20 protein-coding genes are annotated in these 25,236 nt (G+C 63.0%); 12 read left to right on the forward strand and 8 right to left on the reverse strand.

The features are described 5' to 3' along the window. Nucleotides 1-12: 12 nt before the first annotated feature. A complete protein-coding gene (gene alaS / locus CGL56_RS03280) occupies nucleotides 13-2,658 on the reverse strand; it encodes an alanine--tRNA ligase (RefSeq protein WP_099105054.1) in 2,646 nt (881 codons plus the stop codon). A gap of 248 nt (nucleotides 2,659-2,906) precedes the next feature. Here alaS and CGL56_RS03285 point away from each other — a divergent pair, with 248 nt between their 5' ends. The 9 genes from CGL56_RS03285 to CGL56_RS03325 all read left to right on the forward strand — a co-directional run bounded on the left by CGL56_RS03285 (nucleotide 2,907) and on the right by CGL56_RS03325 (nucleotide 11,823). Further along, complete coding sequence (locus tag CGL56_RS03285; RefSeq protein ID WP_099105055.1) at nucleotides 2,907-3,944, forward strand: rod shape-determining protein; 1,038 nt, start codon at nucleotides 2,907-2,909, stop codon at nucleotides 3,942-3,944. Continuing rightward, on the forward strand, nucleotides 3,944-4,762 hold the full coding sequence (gene mreC, locus CGL56_RS03290) for a rod shape-determining protein MreC (RefSeq protein WP_099105056.1): 819 nt from the start codon (nucleotides 3,944-3,946) through the stop codon (nucleotides 4,760-4,762). The genes CGL56_RS03285 and mreC overlap by 1 nt, the downstream gene beginning before the upstream one ends. A gap of 8 nt (nucleotides 4,763-4,770) precedes the next feature. Beyond that, nucleotides 4,771-5,283, forward strand: coding sequence for a hypothetical protein (locus CGL56_RS03295; protein WP_099105057.1), 513 nt, complete (start codon nucleotides 4,771-4,773; stop codon nucleotides 5,281-5,283). Nucleotide 5,284: 1 nt separating this feature from the next. Continuing rightward, the gene (gene mrdA, locus CGL56_RS03300) at nucleotides 5,285-7,165 is read left to right on the forward strand and encodes a penicillin-binding protein 2 (RefSeq protein ID WP_099105058.1); all 1,881 of its coding nucleotides are present in this window, start codon (nucleotides 5,285-5,287) and stop codon (nucleotides 7,163-7,165) included. Nucleotides 7,166-7,310: 145 nt separating this feature from the next. Next, nucleotides 7,311-7,769, forward strand: a complete 459-nt coding sequence (locus CGL56_RS03305; protein WP_099105059.1) for a ferritin-like domain-containing protein — start codon at nucleotides 7,311-7,313, stop codon at nucleotides 7,767-7,769. Nucleotides 7,770-7,883: 114 nt separating this feature from the next. Continuing rightward, nucleotides 7,884-8,741 carry a formyltetrahydrofolate deformylase gene (gene purU / locus CGL56_RS03310; protein WP_099105060.1) on the forward strand — a complete coding sequence of 286 codons (858 nt, stop codon included), beginning with the start codon at nucleotides 7,884-7,886 and terminating at the stop codon, nucleotides 8,739-8,741. A 3-nt stretch (nucleotides 8,742-8,744) separates the two neighbouring features. Next, complete coding sequence (locus CGL56_RS03315; RefSeq protein WP_099105061.1) at nucleotides 8,745-9,395, forward strand: ABC transporter ATP-binding protein; 651 nt, start codon at nucleotides 8,745-8,747, stop codon at nucleotides 9,393-9,395. 12 nt (nucleotides 9,396-9,407) lie between these two features. Next, nucleotides 9,408-10,841, forward strand: coding sequence for a DUF389 domain-containing protein (locus CGL56_RS03320; RefSeq protein ID WP_099105062.1), 1,434 nt, complete (start codon nucleotides 9,408-9,410; stop codon nucleotides 10,839-10,841). Nucleotides 10,842-10,884: 43 nt separating this feature from the next. Next, the gene (locus CGL56_RS03325) at nucleotides 10,885-11,823 is read left to right on the forward strand and encodes a mechanosensitive ion channel family protein (RefSeq protein WP_099105063.1); all 939 of its coding nucleotides are present in this window, start codon (nucleotides 10,885-10,887) and stop codon (nucleotides 11,821-11,823) included. Nucleotides 11,824-11,880: 57 nt separating this feature from the next. Here the strand turns inward: CGL56_RS03325 and CGL56_RS03330 are convergent, their stop codons facing one another. The 6 genes from CGL56_RS03330 to CGL56_RS03355 form a co-directional block, all read right to left on the reverse strand. Next, a complete protein-coding gene (locus CGL56_RS03330) occupies nucleotides 11,881-12,288 on the reverse strand; it encodes an Hsp20/alpha crystallin family protein (RefSeq protein ID WP_099105064.1) in 408 nt (135 codons plus the stop codon). A 181-nt stretch (nucleotides 12,289-12,469) separates the two neighbouring features. Further along, nucleotides 12,470-12,871, reverse strand: coding sequence for a LysM peptidoglycan-binding domain-containing protein (locus tag CGL56_RS03335; RefSeq protein ID WP_099105065.1), 402 nt, complete (start codon nucleotides 12,869-12,871; stop codon nucleotides 12,470-12,472). Between the two features lie 38 nt (nucleotides 12,872-12,909). Next, nucleotides 12,910-14,547, reverse strand: coding sequence for an Ig-like domain-containing protein (locus CGL56_RS03340; RefSeq protein WP_099105066.1), 1,638 nt, complete (start codon nucleotides 14,545-14,547; stop codon nucleotides 12,910-12,912). Nucleotides 14,548-14,631: 84 nt separating this feature from the next. Beyond that, a complete protein-coding gene (locus tag CGL56_RS03345; protein WP_099105067.1) occupies nucleotides 14,632-15,363 on the reverse strand; it encodes a CDP-alcohol phosphatidyltransferase family protein in 732 nt (243 codons plus the stop codon). Between the two features lie 20 nt (nucleotides 15,364-15,383). Further along, the gene (locus CGL56_RS03350; protein WP_099105068.1) at nucleotides 15,384-16,259 is read right to left on the reverse strand and encodes a hypothetical protein; all 876 of its coding nucleotides are present in this window, start codon (nucleotides 16,257-16,259) and stop codon (nucleotides 15,384-15,386) included. Beyond that, a complete protein-coding gene (locus CGL56_RS03355; protein WP_143470585.1) occupies nucleotides 16,259-16,534 on the reverse strand; it encodes a hypothetical protein in 276 nt (91 codons plus the stop codon). Before CGL56_RS03355 ends, CGL56_RS03350 begins: the two co-directional genes overlap by 1 nt. Nucleotides 16,535-16,703: 169 nt before the next feature. Here CGL56_RS03355 and CGL56_RS03360 point away from each other — a divergent pair, with 169 nt between their 5' ends. From CGL56_RS03360 to CGL56_RS03370, 3 genes are all read left to right on the forward strand, one after another. After that, complete coding sequence (locus CGL56_RS03360; RefSeq protein ID WP_099105070.1) at nucleotides 16,704-17,915, forward strand: acetyl-CoA C-acyltransferase; 1,212 nt, start codon at nucleotides 16,704-16,706, stop codon at nucleotides 17,913-17,915. Beyond that, the gene (locus CGL56_RS03365) at nucleotides 17,912-20,053 is read left to right on the forward strand and encodes a 3-hydroxyacyl-CoA dehydrogenase NAD-binding domain-containing protein (protein WP_099105071.1); all 2,142 of its coding nucleotides are present in this window, start codon (nucleotides 17,912-17,914) and stop codon (nucleotides 20,051-20,053) included. Before CGL56_RS03360 ends, CGL56_RS03365 begins: the two co-directional genes overlap by 4 nt. 74 nt (nucleotides 20,054-20,127) lie before the next feature. Next, nucleotides 20,128-21,933 carry a sigma 54-interacting transcriptional regulator gene (locus CGL56_RS03370; protein ID WP_099105072.1) on the forward strand — a complete coding sequence of 602 codons (1,806 nt, stop codon included), beginning with the start codon at nucleotides 20,128-20,130 and terminating at the stop codon, nucleotides 21,931-21,933. Here CGL56_RS03370 and CGL56_RS03375 read toward each other — a convergent pair. Further along, on the reverse strand, nucleotides 21,905-25,174 hold the full coding sequence (locus CGL56_RS03375; protein WP_099105073.1) for a CheR family methyltransferase: 3,270 nt from the start codon (nucleotides 25,172-25,174) through the stop codon (nucleotides 21,905-21,907). The genes CGL56_RS03370 and CGL56_RS03375 overlap by 29 nt on opposite strands. Nucleotides 25,175-25,236 lie beyond the last annotated feature (62 nt).

A 25,236-nucleotide genomic window follows, 5' to 3' on the forward strand; every position in this document is an offset into this window, starting at 1 on the left:
CTCCCGACCGGGTCAGGAGGAGGCGACTAACTCCCCTACCCGCTCGCGGGCCTGGGTGAGCACGGCGGGGATCCCTCCCGGGTCCTTGCCGCCGGCGGTGGCGAAGAAGGGCTGTCCCCCACCGCCGCCGCGGATGTTGCGGGCCAACTCGCGGATTAGGACACCCGCGTCCAGCGCCCCCTCTCCCTTGCCGGCCAGTCCCTTGCTAATGGCCAGGGTGAGCAGGGCCTTGCCATCGTCCTCGCTGGCCAGCAATACGAAGGCGTTGTCGGTTTCCCCGGTGAGCTGGAAGGCCAGGTTCTTGATGGCCGCGGCGTCCGACAGGGGTACCTGACGAGCCAGGAAGCGTACGCCGCCCACGTCTTCGAAGGCCGATTCCAGCTCCCCCTTGAGGTCGCCGGCCCGCTCGGACTGCAGCTTATCGAGCTCCTTCTTCAGCTGGCGGTTTTCTTCCTGTAGGTTGCGGACGGCGTCGGCCGGACTCGGGTTGCCCTTCAGCAGCTCGCGTACCGTATCCAGGGTGCCGAGGCGGTCGTTGAGGTAGGTTTCCGCGGCCACGCCGGCTACCCCCTCGATCCGGCGGACGCCGGCGGCCAGGGCGCTTTCGCTGGTGATCTTGAAGAAGCCCAGTTCACCCGTGTGCTTCACGTGGGTACCCCCGCAGAGTTCGGAGCTGAACTCAGGGTCGAAGGTGATGATGCGTACCGTGTCGCCGTACTTCTCTCCGAAGAGCATCATGGCCCCGCTGTTGCGGGCTTCGGCAATGGGCACGTCCCGCTGTTCCAGCAGGGGAATGTTGGCGCGAATCTTCTCGTTGACCAGCCGCTCGATGCGCTCCAGCTCTTCGGCGGTGGGCCGTTCGAAATGGCTGAAGTCGAAGCGCAGCTTGGCGGCGCGGACGTCCTGCCCCTTCTGTACCGCATGCTTGCCGAGTACGGTGTGGAGGGCGGCGTGGAGGAGGTGGGCGGCGGTGTGGTGGTTGCTGATCGCCTGCCGCTCCCGGGCGGTCACTTCGGTGTAGACCTCCGCGTCCGGCTCGGCGGGCAGCCGGTTCACCACGTGGACCGTCAGGTCATTTTCCTTCAGGGTGTCGATCACCTCCAGCATTTCCTCGCCTACGCGCAGGCGGCCGCGGTCGCCGACCTGTCCGCCGCTCTCCCCGTAGAAGGGGGTGCGGTCCAGCACGAGCTGGTACTGGGGCTTGTCCTTCACCTTGACGGTGCGGAACTTGGTGATGCGGGCCCCGGCGTCGGAGAGCACGTCGTAACCGATGAAGACCGAGGGCTCATCACTTAGCACCGTCCAGTCGCCCACCTCCTTGGCGGCGTCGCGGCGGCTGCGGTCCTTTTGCTCCTGCAGGGCGGTGCGGAATCCCGCCTCGTCCACCGTCAGTCCGCGCTCCTCGGCCAGCAGCCGCGTCAGGTCGATCGGGAAGCCGAAGGTGTCGTACAGCTCAAAGGCATCGCGACCGTTGATCGTCCCGTCGGTGGTTTCCAGGGCGGCGAAGCGCTGCAGGCCGTTTTCGAGGGTCTGGAGGAACGACCGTTCCTCGCTCTGGATGATGCGTTCGATCTGTTCCTGCTGGCGGGTGAGTTCGGGGAAGGCGTGGCCCATCTCCCGTACCAGCACCGGCATCAGCTTGTACATGAAGGGTTCCTTCTGGTCCAGGAAGGAATAGCCGTAGCGGACGGCCCGCCGCAGGATGCGGCGCACCACGTAGCCCGCGCCTCCGCTGCCGGGCAGTTGTCCGTCGGCGATGGTGAAGGCTACCGCCCGCAGGTGGTCGGCCACTACCCGCATGGCCATGTCCGACTTGGCGTCGGGGGCGTAGCTGCCGCCGTAGCGGTGGCCGGTCAGCCGTTCGATTTCGGACAGGATGGGGGTGAAGATGTCGGTATCGTAGGTGGCGTCCTTCTGCTGGAGCACCATACAGAGGCGTTCGAAGCCCATACCGGTATCGACGTGGCGCTCGGGCAGGTTACCCAGGCTGCCGTCGGCGCGGCGGTTGAACTGGATGAAGACGTTGTTCCAGATCTCCACCACTCCGCTGCCGTCCACGTTCACCAGTTCCCGGCCGGGGGTGGCGGCGCGGGCTTCGTCGGAGCGCAGGTCGACGTGGATCTCGGTGCAGGGGCCGCAGGGGCCGGTCTCCCCCATCTCCCAGAAGTTGTCCTTCTTGTTGCCGTAGAGGACGCGGTCCTCGGGCAGGTAACGGAGCCAGAACTGCCGGGCCTCGTCGTCGACGGGGATCCCTTCCTCGGGGGCGCCTTCAAAGACCGTGGCGTAGAGGCGGTCGGGGTCGATGCCAAGGCGGTCGGTCAGCAGTTCCCAGCTCCAGGCGATGGCTTCGTCCTTGAAGTAGTCGCCGAAGCTCCAGTTGCCCAGCATTTCAAACATGGTGTGGTGGGTGCCGTCGCGGCCCACGTCGTCGAGGTCATTGTGTTTGCCACTCACCCGCATACACTTCTGGGTGTCGGCCACCCGACGCTTGTCGGGCACCCGGTCCCCCAGGAAGTAGTCCTTGAACTGGTTCATACCCGCGTTGGTAAACATCAGGCTGGGGTCGTCCTTGTTCACGATCGGCGCGGAGGGCACCAGTTTGTGGTCCTTTTCGCGAAAGAAGTCGAGGAAGGCGCGGCGGATTTCGGTAGCAGTCATGCCGCAAAGGTAGCATGAGCCGGCACTACCCGACAAGCCATTTACCGGCGGCTTCTCCGGGGCGGCGGCGCGCGGGTGCAATGAAACGGGAACGGCCGCGTTGGGGTCAGGGGAGCCCCGCCACCGGGCACCGTCCATTCACTTTTGGCCAGTGGGTAATAAGGTATGGTTGAACTACCTATCTCCCGGACTATTTTACGACCTTTGCCAACCGAACTCTGACCCTCACCGGTCTGCAACTTAGGGGAATGCGATTTTTAAACTTTTTTAAGCAGGAGCTGGCCGTAGATCTCGGCACAGCCAATACGCTCATCATGCAAAACGGGGAGATCGTCATCGACGAGCCCTCGATTGTTGCCATTGACCGCAAGTCGGAAGAGACCATCGCCGTGGGTCGTCGGGCGATGCAGATGCACGAGAAAACCCACGAAAATATTCAAACGGTGCGTCCCCTCAAGGATGGGGTGATCGCCGATTTCCGCGCCGCCGAACAGATGATCAAGGGGCTGATCGACATGATCGGTCGCCGCCGCGCCTTCTTTTCCCACCTGAAGATGGTGATCTGCATCCCCTCCGGCATCACGGAGGTGGAGAAGCGCGCCGTCTTCGAAAGCGCCGCCCGGGTGGACGCCAAGGAAACCTACCTCATCTACGAACCCATGGCCGCGGCCCTGGGTATTGGCCTGGACGTGGAGGAGCCCGTCGGCAACATGATCATCGACATCGGGGGCGGCACCACGGAGATTGCCGTGATCGCCCTGTCGGGGATCGTCAGCGATCAATCGATCCGCATTGCCGGGGACGAGTTGACGGAGAACATCGTCAACTACATGCGCAAGACCCACAACATCCTGATCGGCGAACGCACCGCCGAGCAGATCAAGATCCACGTCGGCAGCGCCCTGCCCGAGCTGGACGACCCACCGGCCGACTTCTCGGTCAACGGCCGCGACCTGCTGAACGGCATCCCGCGGCAGATCACGGTCACCTACCAGGAAATTGCCGGTGCGCTGGATGAAGCCGTGGTACAGATCGAGGACGCGGTCATCCGTGCCCTGGAAACCATCCCGCCGGAGCTGGCCAGCGACATCTACAGCACCGGCCTCTACCTCACCGGGGGCGGAGCGATGCTGCGCGGCCTGGACCGCCGCCTGAGCAAGAAGACCCAACTGCCCGTTCACGTAGCGGAGGACCCCCTGCTGGCCGTCGTCCGCGGCACCAGCAAGGCCCTGCAGGACACCCAGCGTTATAAAGCGATTCTCGTACCCGCCAGCAGCGTCAGTTGATGGGAAGACTGCTGAGAATACTCCTCAACAGCAGCGGCTTATTCACCTTTGCCGGCCTACAACTTCTTTGTCTTTACCTCATCGTTAACCACAACGATACCCAGCGGCAGATCTGGGTGGAAACCAAGTCCGTCTACGGGTCTACCCTGTCGGAATTCATCTCCGACAAGCTGGCCTTCCTCGACGTGGCCCGGGAAAACGAGATCCTGCGGCGGGAAAATGCCGCCCTGCTGGCCCGCATTCCGGGTTCCGGCTACAACACCGCGGTGGACACCATCCCGGTGCAGGATTCCGCATTCCAGCAGCGGTTCACCTACCTGGCCAGCCGCGTCATCAATAAGTCGCCCTACGGCCCCTACAACACCCTGGTCATCGACCGCGGGGCCAACCTAGGGGTGGAGCGCGGCCAGGGGGTGGTATCCGACGGCGGACTGCTCGGCATCATCAGTGAGGTGACGCCCCGCCACGCCAGGGTCATCAGCATCCTCCACCTCGACACCCGCATCAGCGCCGGACTGGACAACAGCGCCTTCGGCACCCTGAAATGGAACGGTCGGGACCCGCGGCGGGTGACCATCACCGACATGCCCGACTACGTCCCCATCGCGCCGAACGATACCATATACACTACCGGATACTCTAATGTCTTCCCCTCCGGCCTGCCCATCGGCACCGTGGAGTCGAGCGAGCCCCTGCCGGGCACGGGCAGCCAGGACCTCACCGTGGTGCTGCTCAACGACCCCCTGCTGGCCGGCAACGGATACATCGTCCGCGACCTCTTTAAGGAGGAACTCGATCAACTCAACCGGGTACGATGACGACTGGGATGCTGATAAATAATGTCCTCCGGTTCGTCCTGCTGCTGGTGGCTCAGGTCTTCGTTTTCAATCAGATCGCCTGGGGCTGGTCGGGCAAGGACTTCCTGTTCGTATTCGTTTATCCCCTGTTCGTCGCGCTGCTGCCCCTGCGCACGCCGCGGCCGCTGGTGATCCTGCTGGGCTTCCTGCTGGGCCTGGGGGTGGACTTCTTCAGTGAAACGCTGGGGCTGCACGCCGGGGCCCTGACGTTCACGGCCTACTGCCGCCCCCTGATCCTGCGCCTCGTCCGCCCCAGAGACGGTTACAACATAAAGGCCAACCCCACCACCGAGGACCTGGGCAGTGGGTGGATGTTTCGTTATCTTAGCCTGGTACTGCTGGCCCACCTGCTGGCGTTCTTTTTATTGCAAACCTTTTCCGTTCTGTTCCTGACCGACATCATCGTCAAGACCCTGCTCTCGCTTCCGGCCAGTCTGCTCGTCCTCGGTGCGCTGATCCTCATCTTCAATCCCCGGGCCTGATATGGCTGCCACGAAACCAGACGTACGAACCATCAGCATCCGCACCATTATGGTGGTGATCACCCTGATGCTGCTCGGCAAGGCTTTCCACCTCCAGGTGGTGAGCGACGCCTGGCGTACCCGGGCCGAGAGCGTCGGCAACAGCCAGATCGACCAGTACCCGGCCCGTGGCCTGATGCTCGACCGCAACGGCAAGCTGCTCACCATCAACGAGCCGATCTACCAGATCGAGCTGACCTACAACCAGTTTTCCGCCCGGGCGGCCACCTTCGATACCCTGCGCTTCTGCGAGCTGCTGGGCATCACCCGCGACTACTTTGAGGAGGCCATCCCCGAGGTATGGGGCGGCAAGTACAGTAAATCCAAGCCCTTCACCTTCCTCTCGAACGTCTCTCCGGCCGTCTACGCCACCTTCCAGGAGAACCTGTTCCAGTTTCCGGGCTTTTCGGCCAGCCTGCGGTCCTCCCGCAACTACCCCCACACCGTAGCCGCTCACCTGCTAGGCTACATGGGGGAAGTGAGCCAGCGCACCATCGACCGCGGCGGCGGGCGCTACGTATCGGGGGATTACCACGGCATTTCCGGACTGGAGTACCAGTACGAAAGCGTGCTGCGGGGCGACAAGGGCCGCCGCCTGGTATACCGCGACCGCCTGGGCCGCGAAGCCGGAGAAGTGCTCGGCGGTGCCCTCGACGTCAACGCCACGGTGGGCACCGACCTGGTCACCACTATCGACCTGGAACTGCAGGAGTACGGGGAATCGCTGATGATTAACAAGATCGGCAGTATCGTGGCCCTGGAGCCCAGCACCGGCGAGGTGCTCACCATGATCTCGGCACCCACCTACGACCCCCGCTCGCTCCGCATCGGGCGCGACCGCGGGCGCTCCTTCACCCGCCTGCAGCACGACACCCTCCAGCCCCTGCTCAACCGGGCCATCAACGGCAAGTACCCCCCGGGCTCGCCCTTCAAGACGCTGGTGGCCCTGATCGCCATGGAGACCGGCACCCTGGAGGCCAACCGCTCGATTTCCTGCCCCGGCGGCTTTGCCAGCGGCGGGCGGGTACTGCTGGGCTGCCACAGCCACGCTACCTGCCGCAGCGTGGAGGATGCCATCGCCCAGAGCTGCAACGCCTACTTCGTCACCGCCTGGCTGGAGAACATCAACCGCTACGGCAGCCTGACGCCGGAGCGCGGGTTGGATGAGTTCAACGAATACCTCTACCAGTTCGGACTCGGCCAGAAACTGGGCATCGACTTCCCCGGGGAGATTGCCGGCAACGTCCCCACCTCGGAATACTACACCGAGCGGTTCGCCCGCGACCAGTTCTGGCGCGCCATCTGGATCCGCTCCCTCGCCATCGGGCAGGGCGAATACGAGCTTACGGCCCTGCAGACGGCCAATATGGCCGCCGCCATCGCCAACCGGGGCCACTGGTACACCCCCCACCTGGTCAAGGAAGTACAGGAGGGCAACCAGGGCACCACCCGCCGGCTGGACCCCCAGCGCCACGATATCGACATCGACCGCGAGCACTTCGAAACCGTGGTGCGCGGCATGCGAAAAACCGTAACGGAGGGAACGGCCCGCGTGGCCAACGTACCCGGCATCGAGGTTTGTGGCAAGACCGGGACGATTCAGAACTCCCACGGCGACCACTCCAGCTTCGTGGCCTTCGCCCCCGCCGACGACCCCAAGATCGCCATCATGGTCTACGTGGAAAACGGTGGCTTCGGCGGTACCGTAGCCGCCCCCATCGCCAGCCTGATGATCGAAAAGTACCTCAACGGCGAAATCGCCGAGAACCGCAAGTGGCTCGAACAGCGTATGCTGGAGAAAGACATGACCCAGCGCGGAGAAAGTACCATCCGCGTCAAGTAGCTCCGAGGAAAATTTTGAACGGGAACCGAACGTCTGTTTGACGGCCTACGTTATAGTAGTGCAACCCTCGTGAATACGGGGGTTTTACGCATATTATTTTTTCTACATCAGCGGAGAGTATTCTCCGTTTCTAATTTATTCCCGCATGGACACTATCAGCAACAAACAGACCAAAGGACTTAACCGACTCATCACCACCCTTTACGACGGCGAAAAGGGCTACAAGGAAGCCGCCGAAGAGGTAGACAGCGTATCGCTGGCCACCAAATTCCGAGAGCTCAGCCAGCAGCGTTACAACTTCGGCCACGAGATCAAGCCCTTCATCACCCAGCTGGGCGGTGAGGTAGACAAAGGTGGCAGCACCGGTGCCGCCCTGCACCGCGCCTGGATCGACATCAAGTCGGCCCTGGCCACCCAGGACGAAGCCGCCGTACTTCAGGAGTGCATCCGCGGTGACGAGAGCGCCGTCGAAACCTACCGCGACGTACTGACCGACACCAGCTACTCTAGCGACGCACGGCAGGTGATCACCCGCCAGCTCGAGACCATCGAACGGACGGTAGCCGAGCTCAAGCAGCTCAAGCAGACCTACAAGAACGTCTAACAGACCTAAGACTTCACAACGTTTGGAACCCCCTCGCCCCTGGTGAGGGGGTTTTTGTATTCAGGTGGGGCGGTCCGGGAGTGTTATCTTCCCGCCCCAAATTCAGCATTCCCGGTGTCCAACAGTGCCATTCTACTTATTCATTGTCCCGACCAGCCGGGCCTGGTTGCCCAGGTCACGGAGTTTGTCCACCGCAACCGGGGTAACATCATCAACCTGGACCAGCACGTTGACCGCCACGTCGGGCAGTTCTTCATGCGGATCGAGTGGGACCTGGACAATTTCCTTATCCCCCCGGACAAGATCAGCGACTACTTCGAAACGCTGATCGGCAAGGCCTACGGGATGGAGTGGCAGCTGCACTTTACCGAGAAGCGGCCCCGGATGGCCATCTTCGTGAGCAAGGCCAGCCACTGCCTGTACGACCTGCTGCAGCGCCACGGCACCGGCGAATTCGACTGCGACATCACGGCCATCGTGAGCAATCACCGGCAGCTGGAGTACATCGCCGAACGCTTTGACATTCCCTTTCACCACATCCCCATCAACCGGGAGAATAAGACGGAGCAGGAGGAGAAGACCACCGCCCTCCTGCGGGAACTGAATACGGATTTCATCGTCCTGGCCCGCTACATGCAGGTGTTGTCCGACGCCTTCTGCCGCACCTGGTCGTACCGGGTCATTAACATCCACCACTCCTTCCTGCCCGCCTTCAAGGGCGCCCGCCCCTACGAGCGGGCCTTTGAGCGGGGGGTGAAGCTGATCGGGGCCACCAGCCACTACGTGACCGCCGACCTCGACGAGGGGCCGATCATTGCCCAGTCGGTCGAGCCCGTCAGCCACCACCACACCGTGGACGACCTGAAGCGCATCGGCAAGGACGTAGAGAAGCGGGTGCTGAGCCAGGCCGTCTACCTCCAACTCCGCCACCTCGTGTTGCCCTTTGGCAACCGGACCATCATTTTCAACTGACGTATGCTAGAGGCCACCAACATCAAGAAGCGTTACGGCGAACTGGAGGTACTGCGGGGGGTAGACCTCACCATCGCCGCCGGCGAGGTAGTGAGTATCGTGGGCAAGAGCGGGGCCGGCAAGAGTACCCTGTTGCACATTCTCGGCACCCTGGACCGGCCGGACGAAGGTCAGTTGCTCATCGGGCAGGAAGACGTCTTCGCCATGCGCGATAAGCGGCTGGCCGCCTTCCGCAACGAGCGCATCGGCTTTGTCTTCCAGTTCCACCACCTGCTGCCGGAGTTTACCGCCCTGGAGAACGTCTGCATCCCTGCCTACATCGCCAACCGCGACCAGGCCGGGGCCGAGCGCCGGGGCCGGGAACTGCTGAGCTACCTCGGACTGGCGAACCGCGCCACCCACAAGCCCGACCAGATGAGTGGCGGCGAACAGCAGCGGGTAGCCGTAGCCCGCGCCCTGATGAACGAGCCGGCCATCGTCTTTGCCGACGAGCCGAGCGGCAACCTGGATTCCGTGAACTCCCAGGAGTTGCACGAGTTGTTGTTCCGCTTGCGGGCGGACTTCGGGCAGAGCTTCATCATCGTGACCCACAATGAGGAACTGGCCGAGATGAGCGACCGCCGCCTGGAGATGATCGACGGCATTCTAGTGTAAGCCCCCCCACGCATGGAAGAGAAAAGAAAACCACCGCATTCCGGGGAAACCACGCCCGGAGAAGGCGGATTCCAGCAGTGGTTCCGCGATTTCATGAACCTGCGAGTGGGCAGCGACCGGGAAGGAGCGGTGCTTTCCATCACGAACGGAAACATCATGCGCGGCAGCAATGCCTGGATGCTGGTATGCTCGATCATGATTGCCAGCCTGGGCCTGAACCTGAACTCCGGGGCGGTCATCATCGGCGCCATGCTGATTTCCCCCCTGATGAACCCCATCCTGGGGGTGGGACTGAGCGTGGGCACGAACGACCGGGGCATGCTGGAAATCGCCCTCAAGAACTTCAGCATCGCGATTGCCATCGCCCTTATCACCAGTTCCATCTACTTCTACTTCACCCCCCTGGACGTCTTCACCTCCGAAATGCGGTCGCGCACGGAGCCCACCCTGCTGGACGGACTGATCGCGGTTTTCGGTGGACTGGCCGGCATCATCTCCGTTACGCGGTCCGACAAAACGAACGCCATCCCGGGGGTAGCCATCGCGACCGCCCTGATGCCCCCGCTCTGCGTGGCGGGTTACGGGCTTACGGTAGGCATCAAATCCGGCGGTGATTTCACCATCTTCTGGCGGGCCTTTTACCTGTTCTTCCTGAACTCCTTCTTTATCGCGGCCACTGCCTACGTGATCATCCGGCTGCTGCGTTTCCCCTACCGTACGTACATGACCCGGCGCGAGAGCCGGCGCAGCCAGATCATCATTGGCCTGATCAGCGTCCTGATGATTCTGCCGGGCTACTACATTTTCCGCGACATGCTAAACCGGCAGCGGGAGGCCCGGGCCGTGGAGTTGTTCACCGAGCGCTATTTCCCTACCGGGGCCAGCTCCTCCATTTTTGACCGCCGCAATCCCCGGCGCCCCCTGCTCATCTTCCCCGTTACCGACCGGCAGATTCCCACCGACAGCCTGGCGATCTACAGCGAAATGCTGCAGGCGCCCCCCTACCGGGTGGCGGGTGCGCGGGTGGTGGTGGATACCAGCTTCAGTCCCTCGGAAATCGCGGGTATCAAGGGGGAACTGGCCAGCCTCCAGGACATCAACAGCCGCCTGCAGGCGCTGGAGGAATCCGAGATCCGGAACGAGCGACAGCAACAGCAGATGCTCGATGCGATGCGGGGCTACCGCATGGACAGCCTGGCCTTCGTGGATTTTTCCCAGCAGCTGATGCTGGCCTTCCCCGGCGTGAGCGGGGTGCGGCTGGGCAAGGTGCAAAGCATGCGCCGCTTCGGCCCGGACGATGAGCCCCCCTACGCCGAAAGCCTGCCCCTGGTGACGATCCGGGAAGGTACACCACGCATTGCCACCGCAGACGTGGACCGCATGCAACTGTTCATCCGGCGGCAGCTGCAGCTCGATACCCTGATCCTGGTACGGGAATACAACTAGTCCCGCCGGCAAACACCCCGGGCAGCCTGGGGGTTGGAGGGGCATGGAAGAAGAAGTAAGGGACCTGGGCACCATATTTATTGAAGCCTGGAACAACTTCCTGGAGGCCATCCCGGGAATCATCCTCGCCCTGGTCATCATGATTGTCGGCCTGTTCGCCGCCCGGGCAATCGCCCGCTTCTTCGGCTCCCGGGTCCTGGGCCGCATGGACGACCCCCTGATGGGGCGTTTCCTGTTGACCACCCTCAAGGTGCTCATCATCATCGGTGCTGCCCTCCTCGCCCTGCGGGCGGCCGGTCTCAGCGGCATCGCCACCGCCCTCTTCAGCGCCCTGGGGGCCAGTGCCCTCATCCTGGGCTTCGCCTTCCGCGACATCGGCGAGAACTTCATCTCCGGAATCATCCTGGCCTTCAACCGCCCCTTCAACATCAACGACACCATTAGGGTAGTCGACCACTTCGGCAAGGTGAAGAGCCTGCAGTTCCGCTATACCCACATCAAAACCTTCGACGGCAAGGACGTGTACATCCCCAACTCCGACGTGCTCACCCAGCCGGTGCAGAACTACACGGCCGACGGCTTTATCCGCTACGACTTCATCGTGGGCATCGCCTACGAGGACGATATCCAGGGGGCCAAGGACGTCATCCAGGGCGTACTCGATACTCACTACCGCATCATCCACGACGGCGAACACATCAGCTTCGTGGCCGAGGACGCGCTGGCCGCCAGCACCGTCAACCTGAAGGTGTATTTCTGGCTGGATACCAAGGACTTCCGGGCGGGGGCCCTGCAGGTGAGGGGGGAGGTGATCCGCGACATCAAGAACGCCATCGACGCCGCCCACTACAACCTGCCGGCCGACATCACCGAAATCCGGCTCTACGGCAGCGAGCGGGATATCCCCATACGTGTTGAATTCGACGACACCCCCAATTCCGAAGCGGAAAACCTGGCTCCCCCACCCTCCCCAAATACGTAAGCCGCCCCGAGCGATCGGTAGCGGCTTACAAAATGATTCAGTTCAAATAGCGGACCGTTAGGCAACGGCGATCTGGCGCACGGTCTTGACCGCCTGCTCGCGCTTGGGCATGGCCAGCCGGAGGACACCATCGGTGTAGGTAGCCTGGATGGCCTCGTCGTCGATCACCTCGTTGTTGAGCTGGAAGCGACGGCTGAAGTCCGGCAGGTCAAATTCATGCCGCAGGTAGTCGACCTGATCTTCGGCACCGGTCTTTTCGCTGGTGTAGCTCACTTCCAGGATACCGTCGAAGAAGTCGACCGAAAACAGCTCCTTCCGGCGACCGGGGGCCAGCATTTCCAGGTAGAAATGGTCCTCCGTTTCCCGAATGTTTACCGGCGGGGTGTGCCGGCGCTCAGCCTGACGGAAATCGTCAAAGAAGCGGAAGGAGGCGGGGAATGGACGATGATAATTGATGAGTTTCATGGCAGAAGATTTTTGATTGGTTACCCTCTGCCAAGCAACTCACGGGCCAAAACAAACAAATCAGAGCAAACGACAGTTTGTCATGAAAAACTGGAATCTTGGTGCCAAAATGTCACTATGACCTGGTTTCTACCCCTCCCGTCAGCCTGTTCCCCCCTTTATCTGACACTACGATCAGCAGCTACTGATCCGGTGACCGCCCCTCGGGGAAGGGAATCACCAGTTCCTGACCGGGATAGATCATATTGGGGTTTTCCAGCACGTCGGTGTTGGCCTGGAAAATCCGCTTGTAGTCCATGGGATCGCCGTAGTATTCCTTGGCCATTTTGGACAGGCTGTCGCCCTTCTGTACCGTGTGTTTGGCGTAGTAGGCGGTATTCGTCACCTTAATGTCGGCTTCGATATCGCGGGGGTTCTCGCCGCCGCTGCGTTTGATCTCGTCCCAGAGCTGGTCCTTCTCGTGCTGGTTATCGACGACGGCGTTGTAGCGCAGTTTCCCGCCATCCTCCTTGACGAAGGCGTTGCGGGCTTTCATTTCTTCACCTAAATTCAGTACGCCACGGTACTTTTCTTGCAGGGTCATTCGCGCAGATTTTGTTGCTACGGCAACGGCGGCCTACCCTAGTTGTTCTCCAGGTCGATCCTTTTTTCCACCGTCCAGTTGGCCCGCAGGGGCTCGATCTCAAAACGTTGCACCACCTCGGGTTGCAGACCGAAGCGAAGGTCGCCCACGTCATAGCGTTCGTTGCCGTTGCTGTCGTAGATCAGCTCCATGCGGTAGGTGCCGGGACTCAGGCTTTTGTACTCGGCCACGTATTCGAACTGCTCGTCGATGTAGCGGCGGGAACCGAGGATGACCTGGTTGTTCTCGTTGATCAGCCGCAGGATGTAATCGATGGTGGGGTTCAGGTTGGTGAAGAAGATAACCAGGTCGCCGTACAGTTCCGTCGATTCGACGTTGACCGCCCGGACGATGGAGTCCCGGTTCTCTTCCCCGTACCAGTCGCGGACGGCCCCCGGCAACATTTCCAGCCGGTAGGGGGCCGCCTGCGCCCGGGCGGGGCGCAGCCTCACCTCCGCCGGAGACAGGCTATCAATCTCGTAGGTGAAGCCCACGGCCCCCGGCAGGGTATCGCGGTAGAGGCGCACGCGGGCGGTGTCGAGCTCCTCCACCGGCCGGTTGAAGACCAGGCGGATCCCTTCTCCGGGATTCACCTTCGAGGTCGGGCGGTTTACCACGGCCAGCGGACTGGAGAAGGAAGGATCGACCCGGTCGGGATTAAACACCAGACTGTCCGGAAATACCCCGTTACGTCCCACGCGCAGGGTATCGGGGCCCGCCTGCCGGTAGTACAGGAGCAGGGTATCGTTTACGTTGGCGCGGACGTAGGTGCTGTCGCTGCGCAGGTCTACCCCACCCGCGGGCTGGTTCAGGGTCAGCTTGATTAGTCCGTAATTGCCGACCTCGGCCGCCACAATCCGCGGAGCCAGGGGGACGGGCGAAAGCCGGATGGTACCGACGGCATTGGTCCCGTCCTCAACGGTGACCAGGCTGTCCAGGAACCCCACGGACAGTGGAGGAAACACGCCACTGTAGTCCGCGTAATAGCCCCGGGCGGCGGGGTTCCGCTGCAGGGCCACGGCCCGGTAGCGGCCGGGGCGGACGTTGCTGATGGTGAACGCCCCGTCGGCGTCGGTCTGGGCAAAGTAGGTGGGGTTCTCGGTGAAGACGGCCGAGTCGGCCAGGTTGTCGTAGAGGGTGACGGCGATCTCGTCCAGGGGTTCACCGCTGAAGGCGTCGACCACGTTTCCGCTTACCGAAGCGGTATCGAGCACCGGCCCGGTAGAGAAAACGAAGCGGAGGTTCTCGGTCGGGTTCCCCTCGTTAAGGTCCTTGACGGCGGCCCCGATATTGACTACGTAGGTCACGCTGTCGCGCAACTCCACCCCCTCCAGGGGAATCACCAGGGTGCGCCGCCGCAGGGCGGGTCGGTTGTTGCCCGTCAGGTCGATGGGCGGACTGATGATGATTTCCTGCTGCTGGTCCAGCTCCACCCACTCGTCGAAGGTCAGCTCGATGCGCTCGGGCCGGAAATTGGTCTGGAAGTTGGGCGTCGACTCTTCCGCTACGAGGACGGGGCCCAGGGTATCCCGCGGGCCTCCGTTGGGCGGCGAGGGGGTGGCGCACCGCTGGAGACCGAAGAACTGCGCCACGGTGAGCAGCGCCAGACAGCAAAAGAAAAGGAGCTTGCGGATCAAGACGATGGTTGCTTTGGGGGGATGGTAGCTAACAGGACGCCCGAACGGCGCGATAGGTTGTCGGCGGCGCGCAGGTGCCGTGGCCTAAGGCTGTTCCGCCCGTCCCTCCGGCACCCGCGCGCCGGCGGCGGAATAGGTATCGACCGCGGCCAGAACCCCGTAATAAAGGGTGGTGACCAGGCAAACGCCCCGCCAGAACGGGCTGGGTTCGGGGTAGTACCAGACGTTCATCACGGCCGCTGCGAGGAAGGCCACGGTGGCCAGCAGGGTGAGCGCCCACCACCGGCCGCCCCGGCTGGGGTAGGCGAAGAGGATGGGCATAAAGTGCATGGCCGCGAACGCCAGTACCGCCAGCAGAATGGCCACCGGCGGCAGCTCCGGCACCACGAAGACCAGCACGTACACCACCATGTTCCACATCACCGGGAAGCCGACGAAGTGCTTGCCGTCGGCGCTGACCATGCCCTCGATCCCGTAGTACAATGCGGCCGACAGCAGCATGGCGAAGCAGCACCCCAGCCGGAGTCCGTAGGCCATTTCGGCGAAGGCTTCATAAAAGAGGTAGGCGGGGAGGATGGCGTAGGAAAAGAAGTCGATCACGTAATCGATCGTCATTCCGCTGACGCGGGGCAGCACCTCGCGCACCCGGGCCATGCGGGCCAGGGTACCGTCGACCCCATCGATGACGAGGGCCACCAGTATCCACAGCATCGCCTGGCGGAAATCTCCCACGCTGACGGCCAGCAACCCCATAAAAGCGGCCAGGAGCCCGGAAGCGGTGAAGACGTGTACGGACCAGGCGGCAAATTTCTGCATCGGGGGGCGGGGTTATGGCCTCAAGATAGGGAGCGGGCGGCCTTCCGTTGGGCCTTCCGCTCGCGGCGGGCGGCCCGGGCTGCGGCTTTCTTGCGCTCAGCGGGACTCATGCGGTACCCCACCAGGTGGAGGTCGCTTTTCTCGCGCAGGACGATGGCCGCCGCTACCGAGGTGACCAGTGGCCCGAGCAGAGTACCCACCACGGGCACCTTGAGCAGCAGAAACAGCGGCAGGCCGAGGCCCATGCAGATGCCGATGTAGTGGCGCCGCAGGTGGCGCAGGCTCTGGCGGATGGTGAGCCCGAACTGTTCGTTGTAGTTGTCGGCAATGGCGTAGCCCAGGATGACCGACTGGGCCACCACGGCAAATACCCATTCCAGTCCGCCCGGCAGCAGGGCACCGCCGGCGTTGAGCAGGATCTCCTGCAGAATGAGCGCCATGATGGACACCTGGATCATCCGGATCTGGGCCTGGAGGAAGGGGCGGAACTGGTGGGCGGCCTCCACGTCCTTGCGCAGGATGATCTGGAGGGTGCGACGCATGAAGTGGTAGATGACCACCTCCAGCAATACCAGCACCACCCAGTTGAGGGTGCCTTCAGACAGGCTTTCGTAGAAATCCCAGACCAGGCGCAGCAGCAGGCTGTCCGACCCGATGGCCAGGGCGTAGAGGGGGGCATCGGCGTGGCCCTGGAACCAGTCGACCACTTCGGAAATCATGAAGAGTCCGGCCAGCACCCCTACCACCATCAGGCCGCGGGCCACCCAGCCGTACTGCCGCAGGCCCGTCCAGAGGCGGTGATTGAGCATGAACTGCCACGCCCGGGGGAAGGTCATCAGGGTGTAGCAAAACTCGTGGATGCCGTAGCGGAACTTCGTGCGCCAGTCTCTTCCCATCAGCTCGACTGCTCGGTCCGGCAGCGCTCCAGTTCGAGCTTCAGCCGTTCGTTCTCCATGCGCAGGTCCTGCAATTGTTCCTGCTGCTGGTCGTCGGGCGGGGGTATTTCGTAATTTTCTTCCCGGGGTTCGGGCTCATCCATACCCAGCCAACCTTTCACGTTGGCCACCGGATCCTCGCCGTTGAACAGGGCGGCGGCAACGTAGACGATCGGCAGGGCAATGAGCAGGAACAGGATGAAGCGGCTGAAAACGGTCAATCGGGTACGTGGCATGGCAAGGGAATTTACTTTAAGATACGGGCCCTTCCGCTAGGTATCGGGGCGGGTGCAAGGTAAGTCTACTAACACCGAAGGATATTAGACCGGTTGCAGGGTCGGGGCGTCAGAACCTATGTCGCCCCTTGCGTTATATTGCCGAACAAACCCACAAGCCCCGTCGCCCTTGCCTACCGAAGCCTTTATCTACGACGCGCTGCGCAGTCCCCGGGGCCGCGCCGTCCACCCCGCCGACCTGTACGAGGTAAAACCCATTGAAATCCTGGCCCAGTGCCTGGCCGCCTTCCAGCGGCGCAGCGGGCGCGACGACCTTCCGGCCGAGATCGACGACCTGATCATCGGCTGCAACACCCCGGCCGGCGACCAGGGCTACAACATCGCCCGGGCGGCCCTGCTCTACGCGGGCTGGGGACAGGCCCGGGGCGGACTGCAGATCAACCGCTTTAACACCAGCGGACTGGAGGCCATCAACCTGGCCGCGGCCCGCATTACGGCCGGCTACGGGGAGGTCATCATCGCCGGCGGCCTGGAGATCATGTCGCGGGTACCCACCTACCTCAACGGGGGCCCCATGATGAACGATCCGGCCACCGTGATCAACAGCCACTACATCCCCCAGGGGGTGGCCGCCGACCTGGTGGCCAGCACCCACGGGCTCTGCCAGGGCGATCTGGACGCCTACGCCCTGCGGAGTCACGAACGCGCCGTGGCCGCCCGGGCGGCGGGCCATTTCTCGCCCAGTCTGGAGCCCATCACCGACCAGAACGGCCTGCCCATCCTGTCCGAAGACGCCCTGCCCGATCCCGACCTGGACCTGGAAAAGCTGGCCCAGCTGTCGCCCCGCTTCGCGGAGATGGGCCTGGCGGGCTTCGACGAGATGGCCCTCCACCGCTTCCCCCTGGTAGACCACGTGGGCCACTGCCACACGAACGGCAATACGAGTCCGCCCGCCGATGGCTGCTCCCTCTGTCTGCTCGGCAACCGCTCGGCCGGGGAGCGCCTCGGTTTCCGGGCGCGGGCCCATATCCGGGCCGTGGCCATGTCGGCCGTCGACGCCACCCTGCTCACCGGGGGGGTCAACGCCAGCGACCTGGCCCTGAAGCAGGCCGGGCTGACCCGGGGCGACATCGACCTGTGGGAATTCAACGAAAGCTTCGCGGCCCCCGCCATCCGCTTCCAGCAGCGTATCGGCATGGACGAGGACCGCATCAACGTACTGGGGGGCAGCATCGCCCTGGGTGAGCCCCTGGGGGCCGTGGGCGGCATGATGCTCTGCCAGATCCTGGACGAGCTGGAGCGCCGCGACCTCACCCTCGGAAGCCTGACCATCGACGCCGGCGCCGGCCTGGCGGTCTCGACCATCATCGAAAGACTATGATTCACTACCGTAAGGATACCGACAACATCGTCACCCTGATCCTGGACATGTCCGGGAGATCCGGCAACCTGCTGAACCACGAAATCGTAGCCGCTTTCGCCCCGGTGATCCACCACCTGAAACAGGAAAAGGCGGCGGGCAAGCTCAACGGAGTGATCATCACTTCGGCCAAGAAGGACTTCCTGGAAAGCGGCGACCTGGACTACCTCTACCGCCTCAACGACCCGGCCAAGGCCTACGAGGCCGCCCAGCAGCTCAAGCAGTTCCTGCGCGACGTGGAGGTGCCCGGCGTGCCAGTGGCGGCCGCCATCAACGGCGACGCCCTCGGCACGGGATTCGAACTCACCCTGGCCTGCCATTACCGCATCGTGCTGGCCGACTCCGAACTGCGGCTCGGCCACCCCGAGGTGAAGATCGGCCTGATCCCCAGCGGGGGGGCCATCATCCGGCTCATGTGGCTGCTCGGCATCGAACGGGCCTACCCCCTGCTGCTGGAGGGCCGGCGCTACAGCCCCCAGGAAGCCTTGAAGGTGGGCCTGATCGACGAGCTGGCCAACACCCGCGAGGAGATGCTGATCCGCGCCAAGCAGTGGTTGCTCAAACACCACGACGTGCGCCGCACCTGGGACGACCCTGACGGCGACATCCCCGGAGGGACGGCGGCCGACCCCAATCTCGGCCACCGCATCCGCCTGCTGACGGCCCGCCTCTCCGCCAAGACCAACGACCTCTACCCCGCCAAGCGGGCCATCATCGACCTGCTGGCCGAGGCCAGCAAGCTCGACTTCGCCACCGCCTACCGCCTTGACAGCCGCTACTACGCCCGGGTGGCCACCGACCCGGTCACCAAGAATATGATCTCCACCTTCTGGTTCGACAAGCAGGCGGTGCGCGGCGGCGTGGGCCGGCCCAAGGGCTACGGAAAATTCCGCGCGCGCCGCGTAGGGGTCATCGGCGCCGGCATGATGGGCTCGGGGATCGCCTTCCTGTGTTTGCGCAATGGACTGGACGTGGTACTTAAGGACGTGAGCCAGCCCATCGCCGACCGTGGCAAGGAGTACGTAGCCGAAAAGATCGACGAGTACACCGAGCGGGGTACCTTCCAGCCCGAAGACCGCGAAAAGCTGCTCAGCCGGATCACCACCACCAACAGCAGCCACCTGTTCAAGGACTGCGACATCGTGGTGGAGGCCGTGTTCGAGAACAAGTCGGTAAAAACCAAGGTGACCCGGGAGGCCGAGGAGCACCTGGATGAGTATTCGATTTTCGCCACCAATACCCTTTCCATCCCCATCACGGAGCTGGGCAAGGAGAGCCTGCGGCCCGAGAATTACGTCGGCCTCCACTTCTTTTCCCCCGCGGAGCGGACCTCGGTAGTCGAGGTGGTGGTGGGGGACCAAACCAGCGACGAGACGGTGGCTCGGGCCTTCGACTTTGCCATTGCCATCCGCAAGCTGCCCGTGGTGGTCAAGGACAGCTGGGGGTTCTTCGCCGCCCGCGTGCTGAATACCTACATCCTGGAGGGGGTGACCATGCTCCGGGAGGGCTACCCCGCCGCCCTCATCGAAAATATGGGCAAGCAGGCGGGGATGAAAAAAGGCCCCCTGGCCATGGCCGACGAGCTCGGACTGAAGCTCGTTTTGCGGTACGAGCAGCAGGCGGCGGAGCACTACGGCAAGCGGTACAAACAGCACCCCGCCGTGCCCGCCCTGACCAAAATGCGCGAGGAACTGGAACGCAGCGGCAAGAGCAAGCGGGTCGGCTTCTACGACTACGACGTGGAGGGGGTGGCCCGCCTCTGGCCCGGCCTGGCGGAGCACTTCCCCGTCACCAAGGACGACTACAACCGCAAGCGGATGAAGGACCGCTTCCTCTTCGCTCAGGTGATCGAGGCCGGCTGGTGCCTGCAGGAGAAGGTCATCGGCCACATCGAGGCCGCCAACCTGGCCAGCGTATACGGCTGGGGATTCCCCGGATACACCGGTGGCGTGATGCGCTACATCTACAGCTGCGGCAAGGACAACTTCCTGGAACGCTGCGGTGAACTGAAGGAGCGCTACGGCCAACGATTTACCGTGCCGCGCTACCTCAGGGAGCTCGATGCCGATACGCTGATCCCCCGCTCCCTGAGCCGCTGACATTTGAGAATGTCGATCACGGCGGTCTATATTGATGACGGATTATTGTACTTTGGCGAAACACCTCCCTATTAATGCCGGATCAGTCTGTTGACATTGGGCAAATCCTTGAAACGGTCCCTATTCCCGGCTTTATTGCCCTCCTCGACGGCAGCATCGTGTATGCCAACCAGCCCCTGGTGACCATTGCCGGCCAGCCCGACGTGGCCGAAGCGGAGCAGACGGTTTTCGGCCTGGGGATCTTCCACAATCCGGCGGAATACCGGGGTTTCATCCAGAGTTTCAAGCTGGGTGGCAGTACCCGCCGCCTGGTGCTGCCCGTGGGCCGGCTGACCAAGTCGCCCCGCCCCCTCATCCTCTTCGCCAGCCGGATAACCTTTAATCACCACCCGGCCCTCTGCGGCATGATCAGCCGCACCCCCGTGAGCGACGAGATCCTGAGCAACCAACCCGCCCGGGGCTTCGACGGGCTGCTCGACAACGTGGAGGTATTCACCCTGAGGGTACACCGCTCCGGCCGGCTCATGCACCTGAACCTGCCCCTGATGATCGAGTTGGGGTTCGAGCGCAGCGACGCCCACCCTCCCCTACCCCACATCGACGCCGAACACGACGCCCAGGCCCTGGCCCAGCTGATGGACCGGGCGCGGGCCCAGGGCAGCGTCAGCTACGAAACCAGCTTCCAGCGGCGCAACGGCACCCTGTTCCCGGTCCGGGTGGTGATCAAGCCCATCCGCAAGGTTGAATTCCAGGACCAGTTCATGCTTACGGCCCACGACCTTACCGAGCGGCGCAACGAGCAGCAGCGCAAGCAGGCCCTGGAAATCGAACTGGAGCGGATGTCCAAGGAACTGGACCGGCGGCGTGCCCTGATCAAGGAGAAGTACGGCGCCCCCTCCGACTTCACCATCATCAGCCGCAGCGCGGCCTACGGCCGGGTCATGGAGCAGATCGAGCAGGTGGCCTCTACCGACAGCACGGTACTCATCACCGGAGAAACCGGCACCGGAAAGGAACTGATCGCCCGGGCCATTCACGCCAAAAGCCTGCGCGCCAACCGTCCGCTGCTCATCCTGAACTGCGGCGCTCTGCCCGCCGACCTCATCGAAAGTGAGCTGTTCGGTTACCGCCGCGGTGCCTTCACCGGAGCGCGGGCCGACCACCTGGGGCGTTTCGAACTGGCCGACGAGGGCACCCTCTTTCTCGACGAGATCGGTGAAATGCCCATGCTGCTGCAGACCCGATTGCTCAGGGTACTGCAGGACGGGGAATTCACTCCCCTCGGAGCCACCGAGAGTATTCAGACCGACGTGCGCATCATCGCCGCCACCAACCGCAACCTCCGCAAACGGGTGATGGAGGGCACCTTCCGGTCGGACCTTTACTTCCGCCTCAATGTGTTCCCCATCCACAGCCTGCCCCTGCGGGAGCGGCGGGAAGATATTCCCGTACTGGTGGACCACTTCCTGCAAAAGCACGCCCCCCCGAACCGTCCCCTGCCGAAAATCCACCCCCAGGACATGGAGTGGTTAATGAATCACCCTTTTGACGGCAACGTACGGGAGCTGGAGAACATCATCCAGCGGGCCCTCATCATCAGCACCGGCGACGTCTTGGAAATAGCCCACGAAGGCCCCACCCGTGCTCCGGTAGAAGGAGGCGAGGCCGCGGCCCAGTCCGCGGGACCGGAGGTACTTGATTTTGAGGAAATGCAGCGGCGGCACATCATGGCCGTGCTCAACATGACGGAGGGGAAGGTCAGCGGCAAGGGAGGGGCCGCCGAGCTGCTCGGCCTTAACCCCCAGACGCTGTTCAGCAAGATGCGCAAGCTGGGCATCAGCCGGCAAACCACTAAATATTCTCCACCACCTCGAAGCTGATGTACCGCAGCCGGTTGTTGATGTATACCGGACGGTACAGTACCCGGCGGGGGTGGGCGTCGTCCAGCAGTTCATCCTCGGTGTAGCGCACCTCCTCCATCGGGCTACCGTCCCTGAGGCGGGCCAGCGCCTGACGGAATCGTTCCAAACCCTCAGGCCGGACGAAATCGCTCAGATAGCGCTGGGGGTACTGCTCCGGCGCCCGCTGATGGGTGGGCATGTGGTTGACCAGGATGAGCTGTTCGTTCAGGTTGAGCAGCCCCGCATCCTGCTGCAGGTAGCTGAGCGTCTTCTTGTACTGGTCGATGATGGCGTTGGACTCCTGCCGTTCCACTTCGAAGTGGGTAACGTCGTGGACGAGCACCACGACCTGGTGAACTTCACCGGTATCGGGCTCCCGTCCATCCTGGACGATCGGCAACAGCTGGAGGTCGAGGTAGAGCGTTTGCCCGCTCTGGTCCTCGATGGACAGCGACAACTGCCCCGCTCCCTTACCGTTGAAGGTGGCCCGCAGGCCCTCGTTGAACCGGTTCTTGTCTTCCACCGCGGAAATAAGGTCGGAAAAGTAGGTGCCCACCAGGGCCTCCCGCTCCCGACCGCCCAGGGAGCGGTTGATTTCCTCGATGCGGCTGTTCTCCCGGAGGATGGCAATGGTCTCTTCCGTGTTGTTGAAGATGGCCGCGTATTTCTGGGCCATATCCGTGAGCCGCCGCCGGGTGTGCACCAGGTCGTTGATGTCGACGAAGGTGATGACCACCCCCGCCACCCGGTCCTGGTCGGTGATGTAGGGCAGCATCCGCAGCAGGTAGAAGTTGCCGTGGCGGTCTTCGATTTCCCGGTCGTAGCGGTCGTTCGTTTCCAGGATCGTCCGGCACAGCGACTCAATGTCCAGGTCCTCAAAGGGGGTGGAAAAGGAAGTGATCGGCCGGCCCAGGTCGGTAACGTGCAGGTCGAACTGCTGGCCGATGCCGGGGGTAAACCGACGGATGCGCAGCTGATCGTCCACGAAGATCGTGCTGATCTGCGTGCTCTTCATCAGGTTGTTGACGTCGTTATTGATGTTGTTGAGCTCCTCATTCTTGCGCTGGAACTCATTGTTGACCGTGTAGAGCTCCTCGTTTACCGACTGCAGCTCTTCGTTAGCGCTCTGCATCTCCTCGTTGGAGGCCAGCAGCTCCCGGTTGCTGGACTGAAGCTCCTCATTGGTCGCCTCCAGTTCGTTGTACAGCTTCTGGGCCCGCTGTTCACTGCGCATCAACTCGTGTTCCAGCACCTCCACCTTTTCGCGGAGTTGGCGGTCGGCGGTGTAGCTCTCCTCCGTCCGGGACTCGCCTCCCTCTTCACCGGCGTCTACCTCCCCAGCCAGGGGAGTGAATTCGATCATCACCACGGGATGATCCACCTGCAGAAATTCCTGGAGGCTCAGGCGGACCTTCACGAAGTGGGGGGCCGCGGCGTGCTCCGATACGTTCAGGCGATCGTAGCTCCCATTTTTCCCGGTGGCGAACACCCGGTCGACCCCGGCGGTGAGCAGGCTGCGGGCCTCGTCGTTCACCACGGTTTGCAGCGTAAGGTGGGCGTTGAAACGCGGGAGCCGAAGTACGCCGTTGAAATCCCCGTTCAGGTAGAGGATGTTGTACTGCTGGTCGACGAAAAGCGTGGTCGGAGCGTAGCGCTCGGATAGGTAACGGGCGTAATGGTCCATGATCTTGTCGGTAGGGTTTGGGTGTTTACGGTCCGGGGGCGCGGCTGCTTCGGCGGCTTCCGGGACAACCCGCGCCGGGGGCCTGGGCGGTTGGGCCGCCACGGGGAGCGGCGGACGACTGTTCCCCGGCTTTTCCCCCTGCCGCTTGCGGAAAATCTTCCACCGCCGGTCGATGGTAGAAAAGGCGGCTTGCAGGCTGCCCAGGCTTTCGCTGGGCCCCAGCATCAGCACGCCGGCGGGGTTGAGGCTGAAGTAAAAATTATTGAGTACCCGCTTTTGTCCCTCACCATTGACATAGATGAGGAAATTGCGACAGGAAAGAAAATCAATCCGGATGAAGGGCGGTTCTTCCAGGAGGTTCTGGACGGCAAACAGCACGTGCTCCTTGAGCTCCTTGCGGACGTTGTAGCCCTGGGGGGTACGCTCGAAATACCGCCGCAGGAAGGGCTGGGGCACGTTGGCCGCGATGGTGTCCGGGTAGGATCCGTTGGCGGCGGCGACAATGGCTTTCCGGTCTACGTCCGAGCCAAAAATCTTGAAGGTGCGACTGAGCTGGTGGGTCTGCAGGTAATCGTCGATCAGGATGGCCAGGGAGTACACTTCTTCCCCCGTGGAGCAGGCCGGAACCCAGATGCGCACGTCGCGGCCCGGGTCCTGGGCAAACAACACCGGCAGCACTTCCCGGCTCACGCATTCGAAGGCCGCCTCATCCCGGAAGAAACGGGTAACACCGATGAGGAAGCTCTGCCGCAGCTCGCGCAACTCCTCCTCGTTGCCCAGGGCGTGGCTCACGTATTCCTGGAGACTGCCGAACTGGCCGGCCAGCATCCGCTTTTCAATGCGCCGCACGATGGTTCCCGGCCGGTAGCGGTGAAAGTCGATCCGCGATTGTTCGTTGATACGGTCCAGCAATGCCTGCCGCAGCTCAACCGGCCCCGGCTGTCCGGGTTCCGTAGTCGTGGGATCGTCCACCCCGCTTACGAGGCCCGCCAGCCGCCGCGCCAGTTCACCCGGTGGAAGTAACAGATCCGGCGCCTGGTCCACCAGGGCCGCCCGGGGCATCCCGTCGAAGCGGGCGGAATCGGGGTGCTGCACCAACACGATACCGCCCCGTGCGCGGATCTCCTGCAGGCCACGGCTGCCGTCGGTGCCCATGCCGGACAGCAGGATGGCGATGGCATCTTCCTGCCGGGTGGCGGCCAGGCTGCTGAAAAAATCGTCGATGGGCCGGTAATGCGGGGCCTGGGCGGAACTGCGGGGAAGGGTGCGCAGGGCAAACTTGTCAACCTGCACGTCCACCTCTGGCATCCTGACGTAGACGTGGTCGGGCTGGGGTACCGTCATTTCCCGCAGGGCCACCACCCGCAGGTGAGTGACGCGCTGCAGTATGGCCGGCGACAGACTCTCGTGGTCCGGCGACAGGTGCTGTACCACCACGAAAGCCAAACCCAGTCCGGTGGGAAGTTCGGCGAAAAAAGATTCGAGTGCCTCAAGGCCGCCGGCAGAAGCTCCAATGCCAACGATTCTTACAGACATTTGGGTAGGTTGGTACGATTTACCTGGGTATAGCACAGTCCGGTAATCGCGAAACCGGAAGC

Source organism: Neolewinella marina (assembly GCF_002631205.1).
In the GTDB taxonomy this organism is placed as follows: Bacteria; Bacteroidota; Bacteroidia; order Chitinophagales; family Saprospiraceae; genus Neolewinella; species Neolewinella marina.